The sequence below is a fragment of the Ruegeria sp. H6 genome (assembly GCF_056532975.1).
On the sequence record NZ_JBQFOA010000005.1, the window covers coordinates 142,572 to 159,721 of the forward strand.

The 17,150-nt window shown below is 60.3% G+C and carries 15 protein-coding genes and 1 riboswitch; of the genes, 7 read left to right on the forward strand and 8 right to left on the reverse strand.

Going from position 1 to position 17,150, the window contains the following annotated elements; translation table 11 throughout:
* Window positions 1–179 precede the first annotated feature (179 nt).
* Window positions 180–926, forward strand: coding sequence for a bifunctional demethylmenaquinone methyltransferase/2-methoxy-6-polyprenyl-1,4-benzoquinol methylase UbiE (ubiE, locus tag ACR0AG_RS11485; protein WP_480838914.1), 747 nt, complete (start codon window positions 180–182; stop codon window positions 924–926).
* Window positions 927–2,456 (forward strand): 2-polyprenylphenol 6-hydroxylase, encoded by a 1,530-nt coding sequence (gene ubiB, locus ACR0AG_RS11490; protein WP_480838916.1) that lies wholly within the window; start codon window positions 927–929, stop codon window positions 2,454–2,456.
* Window positions 2,457–2,547: 91 nt separating this feature from the next.
* Here ubiB and ACR0AG_RS11495 read toward each other — a convergent pair whose 3' ends face one another.
* Window positions 2,548–3,723: an acetyl-CoA C-acyltransferase family protein gene (locus ACR0AG_RS11495; RefSeq protein ID WP_480838918.1), complete on the reverse strand. Its 1,176-nt coding sequence runs from the start codon at window positions 3,721–3,723 to the stop codon at window positions 2,548–2,550.
* Between the two features lie 113 nt (window positions 3,724–3,836).
* Between ACR0AG_RS11495 and ACR0AG_RS11500 the strand changes: the two genes are divergently transcribed.
* The 5 genes from ACR0AG_RS11500 to ACR0AG_RS11520 all read left to right on the forward strand — a co-directional run bounded on the left by ACR0AG_RS11500 (window position 3,837) and on the right by ACR0AG_RS11520 (window position 8,514).
* The gene (locus tag ACR0AG_RS11500) at window positions 3,837–4,400 is read left to right on the forward strand and encodes a helix-turn-helix domain-containing protein (protein ID WP_480838920.1); all 564 of its coding nucleotides are present in this window, start codon (window positions 3,837–3,839) and stop codon (window positions 4,398–4,400) included.
* 110 nt (window positions 4,401–4,510) lie between these two features.
* Window positions 4,511–5,695: a glycine C-acetyltransferase gene (locus ACR0AG_RS11505; protein ID WP_480838922.1), complete on the forward strand. Its 1,185-nt coding sequence runs from the start codon at window positions 4,511–4,513 to the stop codon at window positions 5,693–5,695.
* Window positions 5,696–5,709: 14 nt separating this feature from the next.
* The gene (tdh, locus tag ACR0AG_RS11510) at window positions 5,710–6,738 is read left to right on the forward strand and encodes an L-threonine 3-dehydrogenase (protein ID WP_480839114.1); all 1,029 of its coding nucleotides are present in this window, start codon (window positions 5,710–5,712) and stop codon (window positions 6,736–6,738) included.
* A gap of 63 nt (window positions 6,739–6,801) precedes the next feature.
* A complete protein-coding gene (locus ACR0AG_RS11515; protein WP_480838924.1) occupies window positions 6,802–7,683 on the forward strand; it encodes a tryptophan 2,3-dioxygenase in 882 nt (293 codons plus the stop codon).
* A gap of 3 nt (window positions 7,684–7,686) precedes the next feature.
* Entirely contained in the window at window positions 7,687–8,514 is an 828-nt protein-coding gene (locus ACR0AG_RS11520) for an alpha/beta hydrolase (protein WP_480838926.1), read from the forward strand.
* Window positions 8,515–8,666: 152 nt separating this feature from the next.
* On the opposite strand, the gene ACR0AG_RS11525 is transcribed toward ACR0AG_RS11520, so the two are convergent.
* The 7 genes from ACR0AG_RS11525 to pip all read right to left on the reverse strand — a co-directional run bounded on the left by ACR0AG_RS11525 (window position 8,667) and on the right by pip (window position 17,107).
* Entirely contained in the window at window positions 8,667–9,344 is a 678-nt protein-coding gene (locus tag ACR0AG_RS11525) for an energy-coupling factor ABC transporter permease (protein ID WP_480838929.1), read from the reverse strand.
* A 47-nt stretch (window positions 9,345–9,391) separates the two neighbouring features.
* A riboswitch (cobalamin riboswitch) is annotated at window positions 9,392–9,584 on the reverse strand.
* 235 nt (window positions 9,585–9,819) lie between these two features.
* Window positions 9,820–12,294 (reverse strand): translation initiation factor IF-2, encoded by a 2,475-nt coding sequence (infB, locus tag ACR0AG_RS11530; RefSeq protein WP_480838931.1) that lies wholly within the window; start codon window positions 12,292–12,294, stop codon window positions 9,820–9,822.
* Window positions 12,295–12,302: 8 nt separating this feature from the next.
* Window positions 12,303–12,926 (reverse strand): RNA-binding protein, encoded by a 624-nt coding sequence (locus ACR0AG_RS11535; RefSeq protein WP_480838933.1) that lies wholly within the window; start codon window positions 12,924–12,926, stop codon window positions 12,303–12,305.
* 22 nt (window positions 12,927–12,948) lie between these two features.
* A complete protein-coding gene (gene nusA / locus ACR0AG_RS11540) occupies window positions 12,949–14,562 on the reverse strand; it encodes a transcription termination factor NusA (RefSeq protein WP_480838935.1) in 1,614 nt (537 codons plus the stop codon).
* Window positions 14,562–15,152, reverse strand: a complete 591-nt coding sequence (gene rimP / locus ACR0AG_RS11545) for a ribosome maturation factor RimP (protein WP_480838937.1) — start codon at window positions 15,150–15,152, stop codon at window positions 14,562–14,564. The genes nusA and rimP overlap by 1 nt, the downstream gene beginning before the upstream one ends.
* 159 nt (window positions 15,153–15,311) lie before the next feature.
* Window positions 15,312–16,133 (reverse strand): ABC transporter substrate-binding protein, encoded by an 822-nt coding sequence (locus tag ACR0AG_RS11550; protein ID WP_480838939.1) that lies wholly within the window; start codon window positions 16,131–16,133, stop codon window positions 15,312–15,314.
* Window positions 16,130–17,107 (reverse strand): prolyl aminopeptidase, encoded by a 978-nt coding sequence (pip, locus tag ACR0AG_RS11555; RefSeq protein WP_480838941.1) that lies wholly within the window; start codon window positions 17,105–17,107, stop codon window positions 16,130–16,132. Before pip ends, ACR0AG_RS11550 begins: the two co-directional genes overlap by 4 nt.
* Window positions 17,108–17,150: the final 43 nt, after the last annotated feature.

A 17,150-nucleotide genomic window follows, 5' to 3' on the forward strand; every position in this document is an offset into this window, starting at 1 on the left:
ATCAGGACCAACCCCACCGAAAATATCGTCAGAAACAGCTTCGGGTTTGTTTGCAACGCATTCTGAATACCAAGAAAGCTTTGATAGAGTGACTCAAACATTAGACCGCGATGTTTTGTGCGTTTGTGTATCTGGGTGCGACGCTATATCTGGGGCATAGGTGAATCAAGGTGCCCGATATGTCAGACGAAAAGACCACCCATTTCGGATTCGAAACCGTGCCCGAAACCGAAAAGGCCGGGCGCGTGCAGGGCGTGTTCAACTCGGTCGCCTCGAAATACGACGTGATGAACGATGTCATGTCGATGGGCATCCACCGGGTCTGGAAAGACGCAATGATGGATTGGCTCGCCCCGCGCCCAGGCCAACGCCTGTTGGACGTTGCGGGCGGCACGGGCGATATCTCGTTCCGGTTTCTCAAACGCGCCGGACATGGCCAGGCCACCGTTCTGGACCTCACCGAGCCAATGCTGATCGAAGGCCGCCAGCGTGCAGAGGCGGACCAGATGGCCGACAGCCTGAACTGGGTGGTCGGCGATGCAATGTCTCTGCCGTTCGAGGATAACACGTTCGACGTCTACACCATTTCCTTCGGCATCCGAAACGTGACTCGCCCGCAAGAGGCGCTGAACGAGGCGTTCCGTGTGTTGAAACCCGGTGGCCGCCTTATGGTGCTGGAATTCAGCCAGCTGCCCAATGACGGGCTGCAAAAGCTCTATGATCTCTACAGCTTCAACGTCATCCCGCGCATGGGCAAGCTGATCGCCAACGATTACGACAGCTATCAGTATCTGGTGGAATCGATCCGCAAATTCCCCGATCAGGAAACATTCCTGTCGATGGTTCAGGCGGCGGGTTTCGAAAACGCCAAGTACCGCAACCTGAGCATGGGCATCGCCGCGCTGCATTCCGGCTGGAAAATCTAGATGCGCGGCCCGCACAACATCATTCGCCTGATCCGCACGGGCGCCACATTAGAGCGCACGGGCGCCATGAATGTGGTGCTGGATGCATTCGAGGCGCCACGATCCCTGCGGTTCGTGGCCCACGCGCTTGGCAAACCGTTTCAATGGCTGGGCTATAAGGGCGATCCCGAAATGCCCCCGGCAACCCGCGCCCTGACCGCGCTGGGACCCGCGTACATCAAGTTTGGGCAAGTGCTGTCGACCCGCCCCGATGTGGTCGGTGACGAACTGGCCGAACAACTGCGTGTGCTACAGGATAAGCTGCCCCCGTTTCCCAAAGCCGAAGCCATGGCTGAGGTGGAAAAGGAACTGGGTCAGCCGGTCGCTGAGATCTTCAGCGCATTCAGCGAACCCATTGCTGCGGCCTCAATCGCGCAGGTCCATAAGGCGAAACTGGTCAGCACGGGAGAGGATGTCGCGGTCAAGGTTCTGCGGCCCAACATCGAGCGGGCCTTTCGCAGGGATGTGGACGCGTTTTATTTCGCCGCGCGTATCGTGCAGCTCTGCGCCCCGGGCGCGCGCCGCCTGCGCCCGATGGAGGTGATCGAACATTTCGACGGCGTCGTGCGCGGCGAGTTGGACCTGCGGCTGGAAAGCGCTGCCGCCTCGGAATACGCCGCCAACACAAAGGATGATGGCGGTTTCTGGCTGCCGCCCGTCGTATGGTCCCTGTCCGCGCGCCGTGTGATGACGCTCAGCTGGGCCGATGGGGTTCCACTGGGCGACAATGACGCGCTGGACGCCGCGGGCCATAACCGCCGCGATCTGGCCGAACGGGTGCTGCGCCTGTTCCTGCTGCACGCGCTGCGCGACGGCTATTTCCACGCCGACATGCACCAGGGGAACCTCAAGGTTGCCGCGAATGGCGACATCATCGCCTATGACTACGGCATCATGGGCCATATCGACGAATATACCCGCCGGGTCTACGCCGAGATCCTCTTTGGTTTCATCCGCCGCGACTACAAACGCGTGGCCGAGGTGCATTTCGAAGCAGGCTATGTTCCCGCCGACCGCGATGTGGACGAATTCGCCCGCGCCCTGCGCGCCGTGGGCGAACCGATCTTTGGCATGGACGCCTCTCACATTTCGATGGGTCGCCTGCTGAACTACCTGTTCGAGGTCACCGAACGCTTCGGCATGGAAACCCGGACAGAACTGATCCTGCTGCAACGTACAATGGTTGTCGTCGAAGGCGTCGCTCGCTCACTCGACCCGCATATGAACATCTGGGAAGTCGCGCGCCCCGTGGTCGAGGATTACATCAAGCAATCCATCGGCCCCCGCGCGGCCCTACGGGACTTCGGTAAAACCGCCATGGTCCTGGCCCGCTTCGGCCCACGCCTGCCTGCTTTGGTCGAGAATGCCCTGATCGCACAGACGCAAAAGGACGAACCCCAAAAATCACCACTTTGGTCCGCTGCACTGCCAGCAACCATCGGTGCAGCCGTAGGGGCCGCTCTGGTTCTGCTACTCAACGCGCTCAGCTAAAACCCGGCCCTTCTTTTGTTTGTAAATACCTTCGGGGGCATTCGCGCAAAGCGCGATTGGGGGCAGACAGCCCCCCTTGCTACGCCCCGGTTCAGAGCCGCTCAATGGCCAAAGCGATTCCCTGCCCGCCACCAATACACATGGTCACCAGCCCCTTGGACCCGCCTGTCCGCTCCAACTCGTACAGCGCCTTCAACGTGATGATCGCTCCGGTCGCGCCGACCGGATGACCCAGGGCAATCGCACCACCGTTGGGGTTCACTTTTGCAGCGTCCAGGCCAAGCTCCTGATTGACCGCCAGCGCCTGTGCCGCAAAAGCTTCGTTGCTTTCGATCACATCGAAATCACCCGCTGAAAGACCCGTCTTCCTGAACAGATTCTGTACCGCAGGAACCGGCCCGATTCCCATGACCTCGGGGCGTACCCCGGCATGCGCGTACCCGATCACGCGGGCCTTGGGTTTCAAACCGGCATTTTCCGCCGCGCCAGCCGTGGCCAGAACCATGGCAGCCGCGCCATCGTTGATGCCCGAGGCATTGCCCGCAGTGACCCGGCCCTCTTTCTTGAACACCGGGCGCAGCCCCGCCAGCGCGTCTGCAGTGGTTGCCTTGGGGTGCTCGTCCACCTTGAAATCCACCATGTCCCGTTTGACCTTGACCTGAACCGGCGCAATCTGGCTTTCGAAATAGCCCGCCTCGATCGCTGCCGCGGCGCGCGATTGGCTGGCCAAGGCAAAGGCATCCATCTGCTCACGGCTGATCTGGTGTTCGTCCGCGACATTCTCGGCAGTTACACCCATATGCCCGGTGCCAAACGGGCAGTTCAGCGCCCCCAACATCATGTCCAATGAGGTCACGTCCCCCATTTTCGCACCCCAACGCGCTTGCGGGACAATATAGGGGCTGCGCGACATGCTCTCGGCGCCACCTGCGACCGCAAAATCTGCATCCCCCAGCATCAGGGACTGAACCGCAGACACAATCGCCTGCGCCCCCGATCCGCACAACCGGTTCACATTCATCGCCGGTGTTCCATTGGGGACGCCCGCCTGCATCGCGGCAACACGTGACAGGTACATGTCGCGCGGCTCGGTGTTGATCACATGACCAAACACCACATGCCCGATCTGCGCAGCTTCGACACCGGATCGTTCCAGGGCCGCTTCGGTCGCCACCGTCGCCAAGTCGATCGGCGCGGTCGAGGCCAGCGCACCGCCAAACGTACCGATGGCCGTGCGCGCACCGTCCAGAATTACTATGTCCGTCATGATATCTCCTCCAGATCTCGCGCCCTTTATGCTGCTGCAGCATGATCTTCATATTGGGCGCGCTGTCACGCCCGGAATTGACATTACGTTGCGCAACACGCATGGATTCCGTCATGACGGAAAACCCAGACGATATCCTGACACGCCTGCCCTCTCGCCTGAAAGAGGCGCGACGCGCCAAGGGCCTTTCGCTTGAAGCGGTGGCCAACCTCAGTGGAGTGTCGCGATCCATGGTCAGCCAGATCGAACGGGGCGAGAGCAGCCCGACAATCTCGACCCTGTGGAACCTGACACGCGCCTTGCAGGTGGATTTCGCGGGTCTTCTGGAAGACGCCGACAGTACCGACCGGATCGAAGTTCTGCGCGAGGCCGAAGTGCCCAGTATCGACAATATGGGGCAGAATTGCCGGATTCGCATCCTCTCCCCTCCCGAAGAAGCGGGAGGGCACGAGGTCTATGACATTCGCTTTGAAAACGGCGGAGCACTGAACAGCCAGCCTCATGCGCGGGGCGCACGCGAGCAGCTGACCGTGCTTGAGGGCGCGGTGCGCGTGACCTCGGGCACTGCGGTTTCCGAATTGAGGCAGGGGGATACCGCCCGCTATGCCGCCGATGTACCCCATGCGATCACCACCAACGGGCCTGCGCGGGTCTTTTTGATCGTCAAAAACGCCTGACCTCGGCAACATTCCGTCTTCACGGATATTTTTCCGCAATTCTGCACTTCCCCTATTTGGGAATTGCATCCGTTATGTTAGACGTGCGACTCAGCGTAACGGAGGTCGCCATGGCTGATGCATTCCTGTCCCACATTTCGGATTCTCTTGCCCAGATCGAGGCCGAGGGCCTCTATAAGCGCGAACGCATGATCACCTCGCCTCAGGGCGGTGAGATCACGGTGGGCGACCGACAGGTCATCAACCTGTGCGCCAACAACTACCTGGGTCTGGCCGATCACCCCGCGCTGATCGACGCCGCCAAAGCGGCGATGGAACCGAAAGGGTTCGGCATGGCATCGGTCCGCTTTATCTGCGGCACGCAGGATATTCACCGCGAGTTGGAGCAGCGTCTGGCCAAATTTCTGAACAAGGACGACTCGATTCTGTTTGCCGCCTGTTTCGACGCGAACGGAGGGCTGTTTGAGCCTTTGTTAGGGCCGGATGACGCCATCATTTCTGACAGCCTGAACCATGCCTCGATCATCGACGGCGTGCGGTTGTGCAAGGCCAAGCGCTATCGCTATATGAACAACGACATGAACGACCTCGAAGCCTGGCTGAAACAGGCCCGCGAAGACGGGGCGCGGCATATCATGATCGCCACAGATGGCGTATTCTCGATGGATGGTTATCTGGCCAACCTGCCGAAAATCCGTGAACTGGCCGACAAATATCATGCCATCGTCATGGTGGATGACTGTCACGCCACCGGGTTCATGGGGCCGAACGGGGCGGGTACGCCGGATCATTTCGGCGTCGACGTGGACATTCTGACAGGCACCTTGGGCAAGGCCCTTGGCGGTGCTATCGGCGGCTACATCGCCGGGCCGCAGCCCGTGATCGACCTGCTACGGCAGCGGGCGCGGCCCTATCTGTTCTCGAACTCGCTGCCACCCTCGATTGTCGCCGCCGGATTAGAAGCCATCCGGCTGGTCGAAGAAGGCGACCTGTTGCGCGCGCAACTGTTCGGCAATGCCAAATACTGGCGCGCAGGGCTGGAAAAACTGGGCTTTGACCTTCTGCCCGGTGAACACCCGATCATCCCGGTGATGCTAGGCGAGGCGCAACTGGCGCAAGACATGGCGGCGCGGCTGTTTGATGAGGGCGTCTATGTCTCGGGCTTTTTCTTTCCGGTCGTACCGCGGGGTCAAGCCCGGATCAGAACCCAGATGAATGCGGCCCTGACCCGCGACGAACTGGACCGCGCACTGGCCGCCTTCGGCAAGGTCGGCAAAGAGTTGGGAGTAATCTGATGCGCCCCAACACCATGAAGGCCCTTGAGAAATCCCGACCCGAGGAAGGTCTGTGGATGGTTCAGGCCCCCGTGCCCGAGATCGGCCCGGAAGAGGTTCTGATCCGCATCAACAAAACCGGCATCTGCGGCACGGACATTCACATCTGGAACTGGGATGAATGGGCCGCGCATACCGTGCCGGTTCCTATGATCACCGGCCACGAATTCGCTGGCGAGATCGTGGAACTTGGTCGCAGCGTGACAGGGCTGGAGGTCGGCCAAAGGTGTTCGGGCGAAGGGCATCTGATCACCACCGACAGCCGCCAGAGCCGCGCGGGCAAGTTTCACCTGGACCCCGGAACGCGCGGCATTGGCGTCAATGAACAGGGCGCGTTTGCCCAATACCTGAAACTACCGGCCTTCAACGTGGTCCCCCTGCCCGATGATGTGCCGGACGAGATCGGGGCCATTCTGGACCCGCTGGGCAACGCCGTTCACACGGCGCTGAGCTTCGATCTGCTGGGCGAGGATGTTCTGATCACAGGTGCCGGACCCATTGGCATTATGGCAGCCGCGGTCGCGCGCCATGCGGGGGCGCGGCATGTGGTGATCACGGATATCAACCCCGACCGCCTGAAACTGGCCGAACATGTGGTACCGTCCCTGCGCACGGTGGATGTCAGCAAGCAAGACTTGCAGGATGTCATTGCTGACCTCGGAATGCAGCAAGGGTTCGACGTTGGGCTGGAAATGTCAGGCTCTCAGGCGGCGCTGGATCAGATGGTCGAAGCGCTGGTGATGGGTGGCAAGATTGCCCTGCTTGGCATTCCCCCCGGGAAGTCCCCGGTCGACTGGTCGCGCATCGTGTTCAAGGCCATCACCATCAAAGGCGTCTATGGGCGCGAGATGTTCGAAACCTGGTACAAGATGATCGCCATGTTGCAAAACGGCCTGGATGTGAGCCGCGTCATTACCCACCGGTTCGGCGTCGACGACTTTGCCCAAGGCTTCGCGGCGATGAAATCCGGCCAGTCCGGCAAGGTTGTTCTGGATTGGACGTAACGCTCTGGAAAGCGTCTGGGTTTGCCCCTAAACAGGGGAAAACTCAGGCGTTTGGAGGAGCAAATGAGTGACAAGGACGACCGGTTTCTGGAACGCGGGATCGAGGACACACTGGTCACCGATTTCGCGGAAACCCACCGCAAGAGCTATGGCGATTTTCTACAGCTCAAAACCCTGCTGAACCTGCAAAAGACCTTTCAGGACCCCGCGCAACCCGATGAGATGCTGTTCATCATCATCCATCAGGTCAGCGAGTTGTGGCTGAAACTGATGCATCATCAGCTGGTCGAGGTGCGTCGCTTTCTGCAACAAGACGAATTCGGACCGGCGATGAAGAACCTTGACCGGATCAAGGCCATCCAGCGACAGTTGATAGCAGCGTGGGAAACCCTGCTGACCATGACGCCCGCAGACTACATGACGTTCCGGCAGGCGTTGGGCAGTTCTTCGGGCTTTCAAAGCTATGGCTATCGGCAGATCGAGTTCATCCTGGGCAACAAGGATGCCTCGACCCTGAAAGTGCACGAACACGACCCGGAGGTCATCGAGATGCTGCAGGCGGCGCTGAGCAAGCCATCGCTATACGACGAGGTGCTGCACATGATGGCGCGTCAGGGGTTTGACGTGCCAGCGGACCTGCTGGACCGGGATTATGCTCAGCCCTATTCCGGCGATCCCCGCGTGGTGAAACTATGGGTACAGGTGTTCCGCGACACCGGCAAACACTGGGATCTCTACGCACTGGCCGAAAAGCTGATGGATGTGGAATCCCTGTTTCAGCGCTGGCGCTTTGATCATGTCACCGCGGTCGAGCGGGTGATCGGCAACCAGCCCGGCACAGGTGGCTCCAGCGGCGTGTCCTTCCTGCGCAAGGCCTTGGATCTGAGGTTCTTTCATGATCTCTACGACGTGCGGACCGAATTGATGTATGCCGATCAGGAGTGAGCGATGTTGTACCGGGGTTTCACGCAGGAAGAGCTGGATCAGGAATATGCGCCCTCATCAATGATCGGCGGTGATCTCACACCCTATGTCGAAAGCTGGGCGGCGCTCAGCGCGCAAAACCGAGCGCAGTTGGAGTGTCGGGAGAACCTTTCTTACGGAGATGCTCCGTCGCAGGTTCTGGACTTTTTCCCGGCCAAAGGCACAGGCGCGCCGCTGCATGTGTTCATCCATGGCGGCTATTGGCAGGCGCTCAGCCAGCGCGAGTCTGCTATGATGGCCCCTGCGCTGATCGAGGCCGAGCAATCCTTTGCGACCCTCAACTACACGCTCGCCCCCGACGCCCGGATCGGGGACATGGTCGAGGAATGCCGCAATGCACTGCTGTGGCTGGCGGCAAATGCGTTCAACCTGGGCTTTGATCCGTCGCGCATTACGTTATCGGGCCACAGCGCCGGCGCCCATCTGGCCAGCATGGTCATGGCAACCTCAGCCGATGCCCTGGCCCGTGCAGGCCTTCGTGTGCGCGACGTGATCCTGATCAGCGGGATTTATGATCTGGAGCCGATCAGCCTCACGCCGGTGAATGACCCGCTGCAACTGACCCCGGTTGAGGTGCACGACCTGTCGCCAAACCTGCATCTCCCCCGCCCCGGCCCCCGTTATCGCGTGACCGTGGCCGAACGTGACACACCCGAATTCATCCGCCAAAGCCGAGGCTATGCAGAATTGCTTCGCAAGGCCGGGCATTCGGTGAATTTCGATCTGCAGAAGGGGATGCAGCATTTCGACATTGTTATGCATGCGGGGACGTTTTTGGCGGGATCGAAATAGGCAATTGCATCTACTGCGGCGTCACGAATGTCCGCTATGAGCCCATAGCTACCAAAGTGCTGTTCCGCAGCCAACGTCGGCTCTGAATGCAGAGTTGAGTCGTGGCAAAGATTGGCGGTCCCAGATTTGAGGCCGCCGTTGGCAACTGTTGTTTACGCAGGATTGAACAACCGTTGAGTGAACAATTCGCTCTGTTTGGTATCGCGAAGAAGTTTTGCACCCGCCAGGACCGCCAAGTCAGCAATCGGTTCAACCACGACTACTAGCAGATAGGCCGTACCGAAACTTGCTACTGCGGACATGTTCTCGGCACCAAAGCCCTGACCGTAGAATGCCCAAAACGCCACCCACGCAATAACACCACCTTGATAAGCAAATGACAGCTTAAGGACTTCGCTGTAGCTGCAATCGACGTAGGCTTTCTGCTCTGGGATGATGCGCTTCGCCAATGCATCAATGACGAACAGCGGGAAAAGCAATGTGGTGACGTTGACAAAGAACATCGGCATGTCGCTCGGGGCGAACAAAGCACCCTGAATAAGCAGCCCGCCAGCCAAGCCGACCGCAGCCGGACCAGCTCCTAGTAGAAGGAGAATAGTTGTTCCAAGGATGAAGTGAACCTCCGAAATGCCAACTGCGAAATGCGGAAACAATTCGAAGAAGAGGAACACAGCAGCGACCGCAAGAACGCTGCGCAGTCCGAATGAAATGACTGAATGTGACTTAAGGTCGTGGGCAACGAGTTTCAGTGAGTAGCCGCCTGCGGCAGCCGCCGTGCCATAGGCGAGGACCATTTTCGCGCCATCAACGACGCCGGGTTCAATGTGCATATCAAGTCTCCTTGCCGTCCTTCCTGACGGCATCTGGTGCCGAAATCTCGGCGGTTGCGTTGGCGGCAGGTCTCCTGGCTCGCGGTTCAACGCGCCCCCGGACCTTCCCAACACATGTGTCAGTGGTGCAGTTTCGGGCTTGCTTGCCGCTTACAGTTGCAGGGGCAGCCGAGGTTTCTCACCCCGTTCCCTTTTCAGCCGGTCACAATGCGACCGACCACCGCTTTTCAAGCATAGACATCTAGTATGAGAACTGGTCAACCGAATACGACCTTGAATCCAATAAAGCAGACGTTTGCACACGCGCGGCGAATTCACACATTGTCCGCAAAGTTGACCTTCGGTCACTTTCCTCTTGAGGCCGGACAACAATTAAACCAACCGCGTTTGTCATTGGGATCGTGGAACTTCCTGCAGGGCAAAGAAAAACGGCGACCCAAGGGGTCGCCGCTATCTGTTTCACTTCAAACCTGGATCAATCCAGCGTCCGGGTGACCTCTTCGCGTTCGAAGATTTCGATCACGTCGGCGGGGCGGATGTCGTCGTAGTTTTCGAAGGCCATACCGCATTCCTGACCCGACTGAACCTCGGCCACTTCGTCCTTGAAGCGTTTGAGCGTTTTCAGTGTGCCTTCGTGGATCACCACGTTGTCGCGCAGCAGGCGGACGCCAGCGGAGCGACGAGCGACGCCTTCGGTAACCAGACAGCCAGCAACCTTGCCAACGCCGGTGACCTTGAAGACCTCTTTGATCTCGGCGTAACCGATGAACTTTTCGCGGATCTCTGCGCTCAGCAGGCCGGACGCGGCGGCTTTCACGTCGTCCACAAGGTCATAGATCACCGAGTAGTACCGGATCTCCACACCTTTCTGGTTCGCCGTGTTCCGCGCCGATGCGTTGGCACGGACGTTAAAGCCAAAGATCGGTGCACCAGAGGCTTCGGCGAGGCCGACATCCGTTTCGGTAATCGCACCAACGCCCGAGTGCAGCACGCGCACGCGCACCTCGTCGTTGCCGATCTTTTCCATCGCCTGGACGATGGCTTCGGCGGAACCCTGCACGTCTGCTTTCATCAGAATCGGCAACTCGGTGACGTTTTCGTCTTCCTTGGCCTTCTGCATCAGCTGCTCAAGGGTGGTCGCGGCACCGGCGGCGGCGCGTTTGTCCTTGGCGGCTTGCTCACGATAGGCAGCAATCTCACGGGCCTGCGCTTCGGTCTCGGTGACGTTCAGAACGTCGCCCGCTTCGGGCGTGCCGTTGAGACCCAGCACCTCGACCGGAACCGAGGGGCCAGCCTCTTTGACGCGGTCGCCCTTGTCATTGATCAGCGCACGGACCTTACCGTATTGCTCACCCACAACGAAGATATCGCCCTGACGCAGCGTGCCGTTCTGAACCAGAACGGTGGCCACAGGGCCGCGGCCCACATCCAGCTGCGCCTCGATCACGGCACCTTGGGCGGCGCGGTCGGGGTTGGCTTTCAGTTCAAGAATCTCGGCTTGCAACGCGATGGCTTCCAGCAGCTCGTCCAGACCCTGACCGGTGATGGCAGAGACTTCGACGTCCTGAACCTCACCCGACATCTTCTCGACGATCACTTCGTGCTGCAGCAGGTCGGTGCGCACCTTGTCCGGGTTAGCATCGGGCTTGTCGACCTTGTTGATCGCCACAATCATCGGCACGTCGGCGGCCTTGGCGTGGTTGATCGCCTCAATCGTCTGCGGCATCACCGCGTCATCGGCGGCCACAACCAGAACCACGATATCCGTGACCTGAGCCCCGCGCGAGCGCATCGACGTAAACGCCGCGTGGCCCGGAGTATCCAGGAAGGTCAGCGTGGTGCCACCATCGGTTTTGACCTGATAGGCGCCGATATGCTGAGTGATCCCTCCGGCCTCACCGGCCACAACGCGCGCGTCGCGGATGGCATCCAGCAGCGAGGTTTTGCCGTGGTCAACGTGACCCATGATGGTGATGACCGGCGGACGCGGTTTCAGATCGTCTTCGCTGTCTTCGACCTCTTTGATGACGTCTTCAACATCCGAATCGGAGACGCGGGTCACCTTGTGGCCGAATTCCTCGATGATCAGCTCGGCGGTGTCGGCGTCGATGGTCTGGTTTTGCGTGACCATCATGCCCATCTGCATCAGCGATTTTACAACGTCAGCCACACGCTCGGCCATACGGTTGGCCAGTTCCGAGACCATGATCGCCTCGGGCAGCTGAACGTCGCGGATCACCTTTTCCCGCTCGACCGTGCCGCCCATGGCCTTCTGACGCGCACGCTCTTGCTTGCGCTTCATCGCAGCCATTGAGCGTTGGCGGTTGCCTTCGCCACCGGTGGCCTGACCCAGTGTCAGTTTGCCGGAACGGCGATTATCATCCCGACCTTTACCACGGCCACGCTGCTCACGTTCGCGGTCCTGCTTGCGCGGGGCTGCTGCGGGGGCTGGTTTGTTGGCCGGACCGCGGGCAGGTTTGGCCTCTTCCGGGGCCGGAGCGGCAGCAGCACGTTTGGCAGCCTCTTCGGCTTCCTGGCGCTTACGCTCTTCTTCCTCGGCCTTGGCACGTGCTTTTTCTTCGGCTTCGCGCTGTTCGCGTTCCTTGGCTTCTTGTTCGGCACGGCGACGGGCGCGTTCTTCTTCGCGGGCCTTCTCCTGTGCTTCGCGGGCTGCGGCCTCTTCGGCCTCGCGGGCCTTGGCAGCCTGCAGCGCTTTCATCCGGCGCGCCATTTCCGCATCGGAAATCCCGGCGGGACGACGCGAAGGATCGCCTGATGGCGTGGCACCGCCACCCGGTTTGGACGCGCCCGGCTTGGGGACCACCACGCGTTTGCGTTTGGTTTCCACCACGACATTCTTGGTGCGTCCGTGGCTGAAACTCTGTTTCACATTTCCGGGGCGTGCCCCGCCACGAAGACCCAATGTCTTTTTGCCGTCATTATCGCTCATAAAGCTTCTTACCCTTCCGAGCGGCCCCTGCCGCCGTCATCCTTTTCGCGCAAGCCACGCAGGCGCTGCGCTTCCTCTACAACACGTTTGGCGAGTCCGCCAGAGGCCAAGGCCGCATGAATCACGGTTTGGCGCCCAAAAGCCCCTCCTAACTCGTCTGCCGTCAGCCAGCCGATGTATTTTCCGAAGTGCGGCGTGCTGAGTTTCGACTTGCCGCGCCCCGATCCGTCCGAGGCCTGAATCAGTACCTGGGCCTCTTCCCGGTCCAGCCACGTCTTAACCTTTTCGTAACCCGCAACCGCATCACCGGATTTGCGCGCCAGACTGAGCAACTCGATGACCCGGCGGGCGACCTGCTTTTCGACCTCGTCTGTCAGATCCTTGGCCGCAGTCACCTGCGCCTTGAACCCGCGCGAGAACAGCTTTTTCTCCACGGCCTTGTCCAGCGCGGCGCGATCCGCCGCCACATAGACCCCGCGTCCCGGCAGTTTCGCCGCGACATCCGGGTAGACCTGACCATCCGGCCCCGTCACAAAGCGGATCAGCCCGTATTTGGGCTGAACCTCGCCCGTGGCGATGCACTTGCGTTCAGGCCCTTCCAACCGATCCTTATGGACGCCACCGCGACCCATGTCAGCCACCCGAGGCCTGAAATCAGGCCTCGACCTCCTCGTCTGTTGCTTCGCCGTCTTCTTCAGCCTGCTCCAGTTCAGCCGGATCAACCCAACCCAACATGATGCGCGCCGTCATGACCAGATCCTGCGCTTCTTCCAGCGTCACGCCGAAAGGTTCAAGCACACCGTCATCCTTGATGCGCTCGCCGTCGACCGTAGTCCAGCCACCGGCCAGTTCCCAGTCGGCACAGGTAGCGAAGTCTTCCAGTGTCTTCACATCATCCTTGGCCAGCGCCTCCACCATCTGGGGTGTCAGACCTTCGAAGTCAATAAGGCTGTCCTCGGCACCCAGCGCGCGCGCCGCGTCCAGAGCGGCCTTGGCTTGTGCTTCCAGGAATTCCCGCGCGCGGGTCTGCAACTCTTGTGCGGTGCCTTCGTCGACACCATCGATGACCAGCAGTTCTTCGATCTCGACATAGGCCACTTCTTCGAGATTGGTAAAACCTTCCGAGACCAGCAACTGAGCGAAGAATTCATCCAGATCCAGGCTTTCCATGAACAGCTGGGTGCGGGCTTCGAACTCTTTCTGACGGCGCGCCGATTCTTCGGCTTCGGTCATGATATCGATATCCAGGTCCGTCAGCTGGCTGGCCAGACGCACGTTCTGACCACGGCGACCAATGGCCAGGGACAATTGTTCCTCGGGGACCACAACTTCGATTTTACCGGCTTCTTCGTCCAGAACCACCTTCGACACCTCAGCGGGCTGCAGTGCGTTCACCAGGAATGTCGGCTGATCTTCGTTCCACGGGATGATGTCGATCTTTTCACCTTGCAGTTCGTTCACAACGGCCTGCACACGGCTGCCGCGCATACCAACGCAGGCGCCCACAGGATCGATCGAGCCGTCATACGAGATCACGGCAATCTTGGCACGCGAGCCAGGGTCACGGGCCACGGCCTTGACCTCGATAATGCCGTCGTAGATTTCCGGCACTTCCATCTTGAACAGTTCGGCCATGAATTCCGGCGCGGTGCGCGACAGGAAGATCTGGTGGCCACGCACCTCGCGGCGAACCTCTTTGATATAGGCACGCACGCGGTCATTCGGGCGATAGCTTTCGCGACCGATCTTGTCGTTGCGGCGCAGAACGGCCTCGGCGCCACCCAGATCGACGATCACGTTGCCAAACTCTTCGCGTTTGACCGCGCCGTTGATGATGGTGCCCGCGCGATCCTTGAAGTCTTCGTACTGACGATCGCGTTCGGCTTCGCGCACTTTCTGCAAGATCACCTGCTTGGCGGATTGAGCCGCGATCCGGCCCATCTCAACCGGTGGCACCTCTTCGACAAAGACGTCTCCGACCTCGGGGTTTTCCATGTACTGCTTGGCCTGTTCGACGGTGAACTCGGCCTGATAGTTCTCAAGCTCTTCATCCTCAACCACGGTACGGACGCGGGTGAAGGTCGCCTTACCGGTCTTGCGATCGATGCTGACGCGGATGTCCATCTCGGCGCCGTAACGGCTCTTGGCAGCACGGGCGAGCGATTCCTCCATCGCTTCGACAACCAGACCGGGGTCGATCATCTTTTCGCGGGCCACGGCCTCGGCGGTCTGCAGCAGCTCCAGCTGGTTGGCTGAGGTGATTGCCATCAGTTCGTCTCCTCTTCGGACCCTTCGGTCTCAATCTCGTCGAAAGCGTTTTCGTTCAGGGCGCCCGCATCTTTGCGCTGGCGCAGCATTTCCTTGATCAGATCATCGGTCAGGACCAGCTTGGCATCGCTGAGCCAGTCGAATTGCAGACCGATAGTGATCGTCTCATCCCCCTCGGGGATGTTGATCAGAACCTCATCCCCTTCGATCCCAGCCAATTCGCCCTTGAACCGGCGGCGACCGTCGATCAACTCGGCAGTTTCGATCTTGGCCTCATACCCCTCGAACGTCTCGAAATCCTTGAGACGGGTCAGAGGGCGGTCGATGCCGGGGCTGGAAACCTCCAGCGTGTAGGCGTCCAGGATCGGGTCCTCGACATCCAGCGTGGCGCTGACCGCGTTGGAAATCTCGGCGCAGTCATCCACTTCGATGCCGCCATCGGGCTTGTCTGCCATGATCTGCAGCGTGGTCGTCTTGCCGCTCATCAAGCGAATGCGCACAAGCTCATACCCCAGATCCTCGATCACGGGGGTGATGATCTCGGCCAGTCGCCGGTCGATGGCTGCTTTGGCTATCAGGTCGTTTGTCATTCGGGTCTCTACCCTGCTATCGGGCACAAAAAAACGGGCGCGCGGCCCGTCGAATTTTCCGGTGGAGCCTTGGACCAGATGCCCAACGCGCCGCTGTTGAACAGGGATATACGCAGGGTTGTCCGAGTCTGCAACCCCCGACGTTGTCCGACGGGCGTATTAGGCCATCCACCACCGTTCGGCGATACGTCCGTCGTCCAATGGACGGCCCCCGCCGATCTGACGCGGCATCCCCACATGGGCGGCTACGGCCAGCGCCATCGCTGATTCGTCGGGGTGATAACGCAAGCCACGCTGGGAAATCAGCCCATCGCGATCCGGCAGCGCGGCAACGTCCACATACCCGTCCCGCAAGGCCTCGGCACGGACCTGGGCATCGGGGATCACGATAATCTCGAAACTGTCGACCCAACCGGCCTGCCCGTCCTTGTAATGGCCCGCCACGCGACGGCCCAGGAAATGGCGGTCATCCTCGGCCCGTTCGACCCGGTAACATCCCGTCCCGTTCGCCAGATGCAGGGGCGAAACACCCTGACCATCGCGGGTCACGACAAATCGGTTGTCGGCCAACAGAAAGGGCAGCCCCGGATTAGCCTCGGCCAGTTCGAGGCGCACCACAGACGAGCCCACTGCCTCGGCCTGCCCAACCTCGCCCAGAACAGTCAGCACATCTGCCGGATCAAGAGCAGAGCCATGGTGAAAATGCACATCCTCGCGCAGGTCAAACCGCCAGACCCGCGCATCAGCATCAGTGTGCCAGCCGGTGGCCAACTCGCCCCGCAAGGTGCCATCCGGCGCAATCTCGGTCAGCGCGTCGAACACAGCCCCGCGCGCCAACTGTTCCAGACTGTCGTCGCGCGGAACCGCAAGCCGCAACGTGCCACCGGCCTTGGGCGTATCCGCGACAGATGCCCCCGTGGCCGCCAACAACGCAGCGGCAGCACCGGATGCAAACAGGGCGCGGCGGTCAATCCGGGTCATGCCGCCCCCTCGGCCACACGGTCCATGATGCGCACCAACTCGGCGCTGATACCGGGTTCGGACAAGGCATGACCTGCGTGGCGCACCATCTTAAGGTCCACATTCGGCCAGCGTTCGGCCAGCGACCACGCGGCCTGAGGCGGGCAGATCATGTCATAGCGCCCCTGCACGATATGGCCGGGGATATGCGCGATCCTGTCCATCTGATCCAGAATCTGCCCGTCATATTCCAGGAATGCCTTGTTGGTGAAATAGTGGTTTTCCAGCCGCGCGAAAGTGCGTGCATACTCACCGGGGCTTTCGCCCACCGACCCGTTGATGTGGATCGAGGCCAGCGCATTTTCCCAATGCGACCACGCCCGGGCATAGAGAACCTCGGTCGCGCGATCGCCCGAGAACAGGCGCTTATTGTAGGCCTTGATCGTGTCCGAATGCTCGCCATTTGACAAAAGCGAGGTGAACTTGGCCCATTGCTCGGGCCAGAACTTGCCCGCGCCGCCGCCATAGAACCAATCCAGCTCGGACTGAGTGGCCAGAAACACGCCGCGCAGCACAAGGCGGCTGACCCGGTCGGGATGCGTTTGCGCATAGATCAGCGCCAGCGTGGCGCCCCAGCTGCCTCCAAAGGCGATCCATTCGTCAATCTCAAAAAGTTTGCGCAGCCGCTCGATATCGGCCACGAGATGCCATGTCGTGTTCTTGTCGACCGAAGCCGTCGGCCGCGACCGGCCACATCCCCGCTGATCGAACAGAATCACCCGAAACACCTTGGGGTCGAAATACCGCCGCATCGCCGGGCTGCACCCGCCGCCGGGACCGCCATGCAGGATGACCACCGGTATACCGTCAGGTTTGCCGCATTGTTCGGCATAGATACGGTGCCCATCGCCCATATCGACCATGCGCTGATCGAAAGGATCGATCGGCGGGTACAGATATTGAACTGCGCGCTTTTGGTCCGGGTACTTGTCCATTGTGGCCCTATATAGTCCTTAAGACGTAAAAGAGCACACGGAG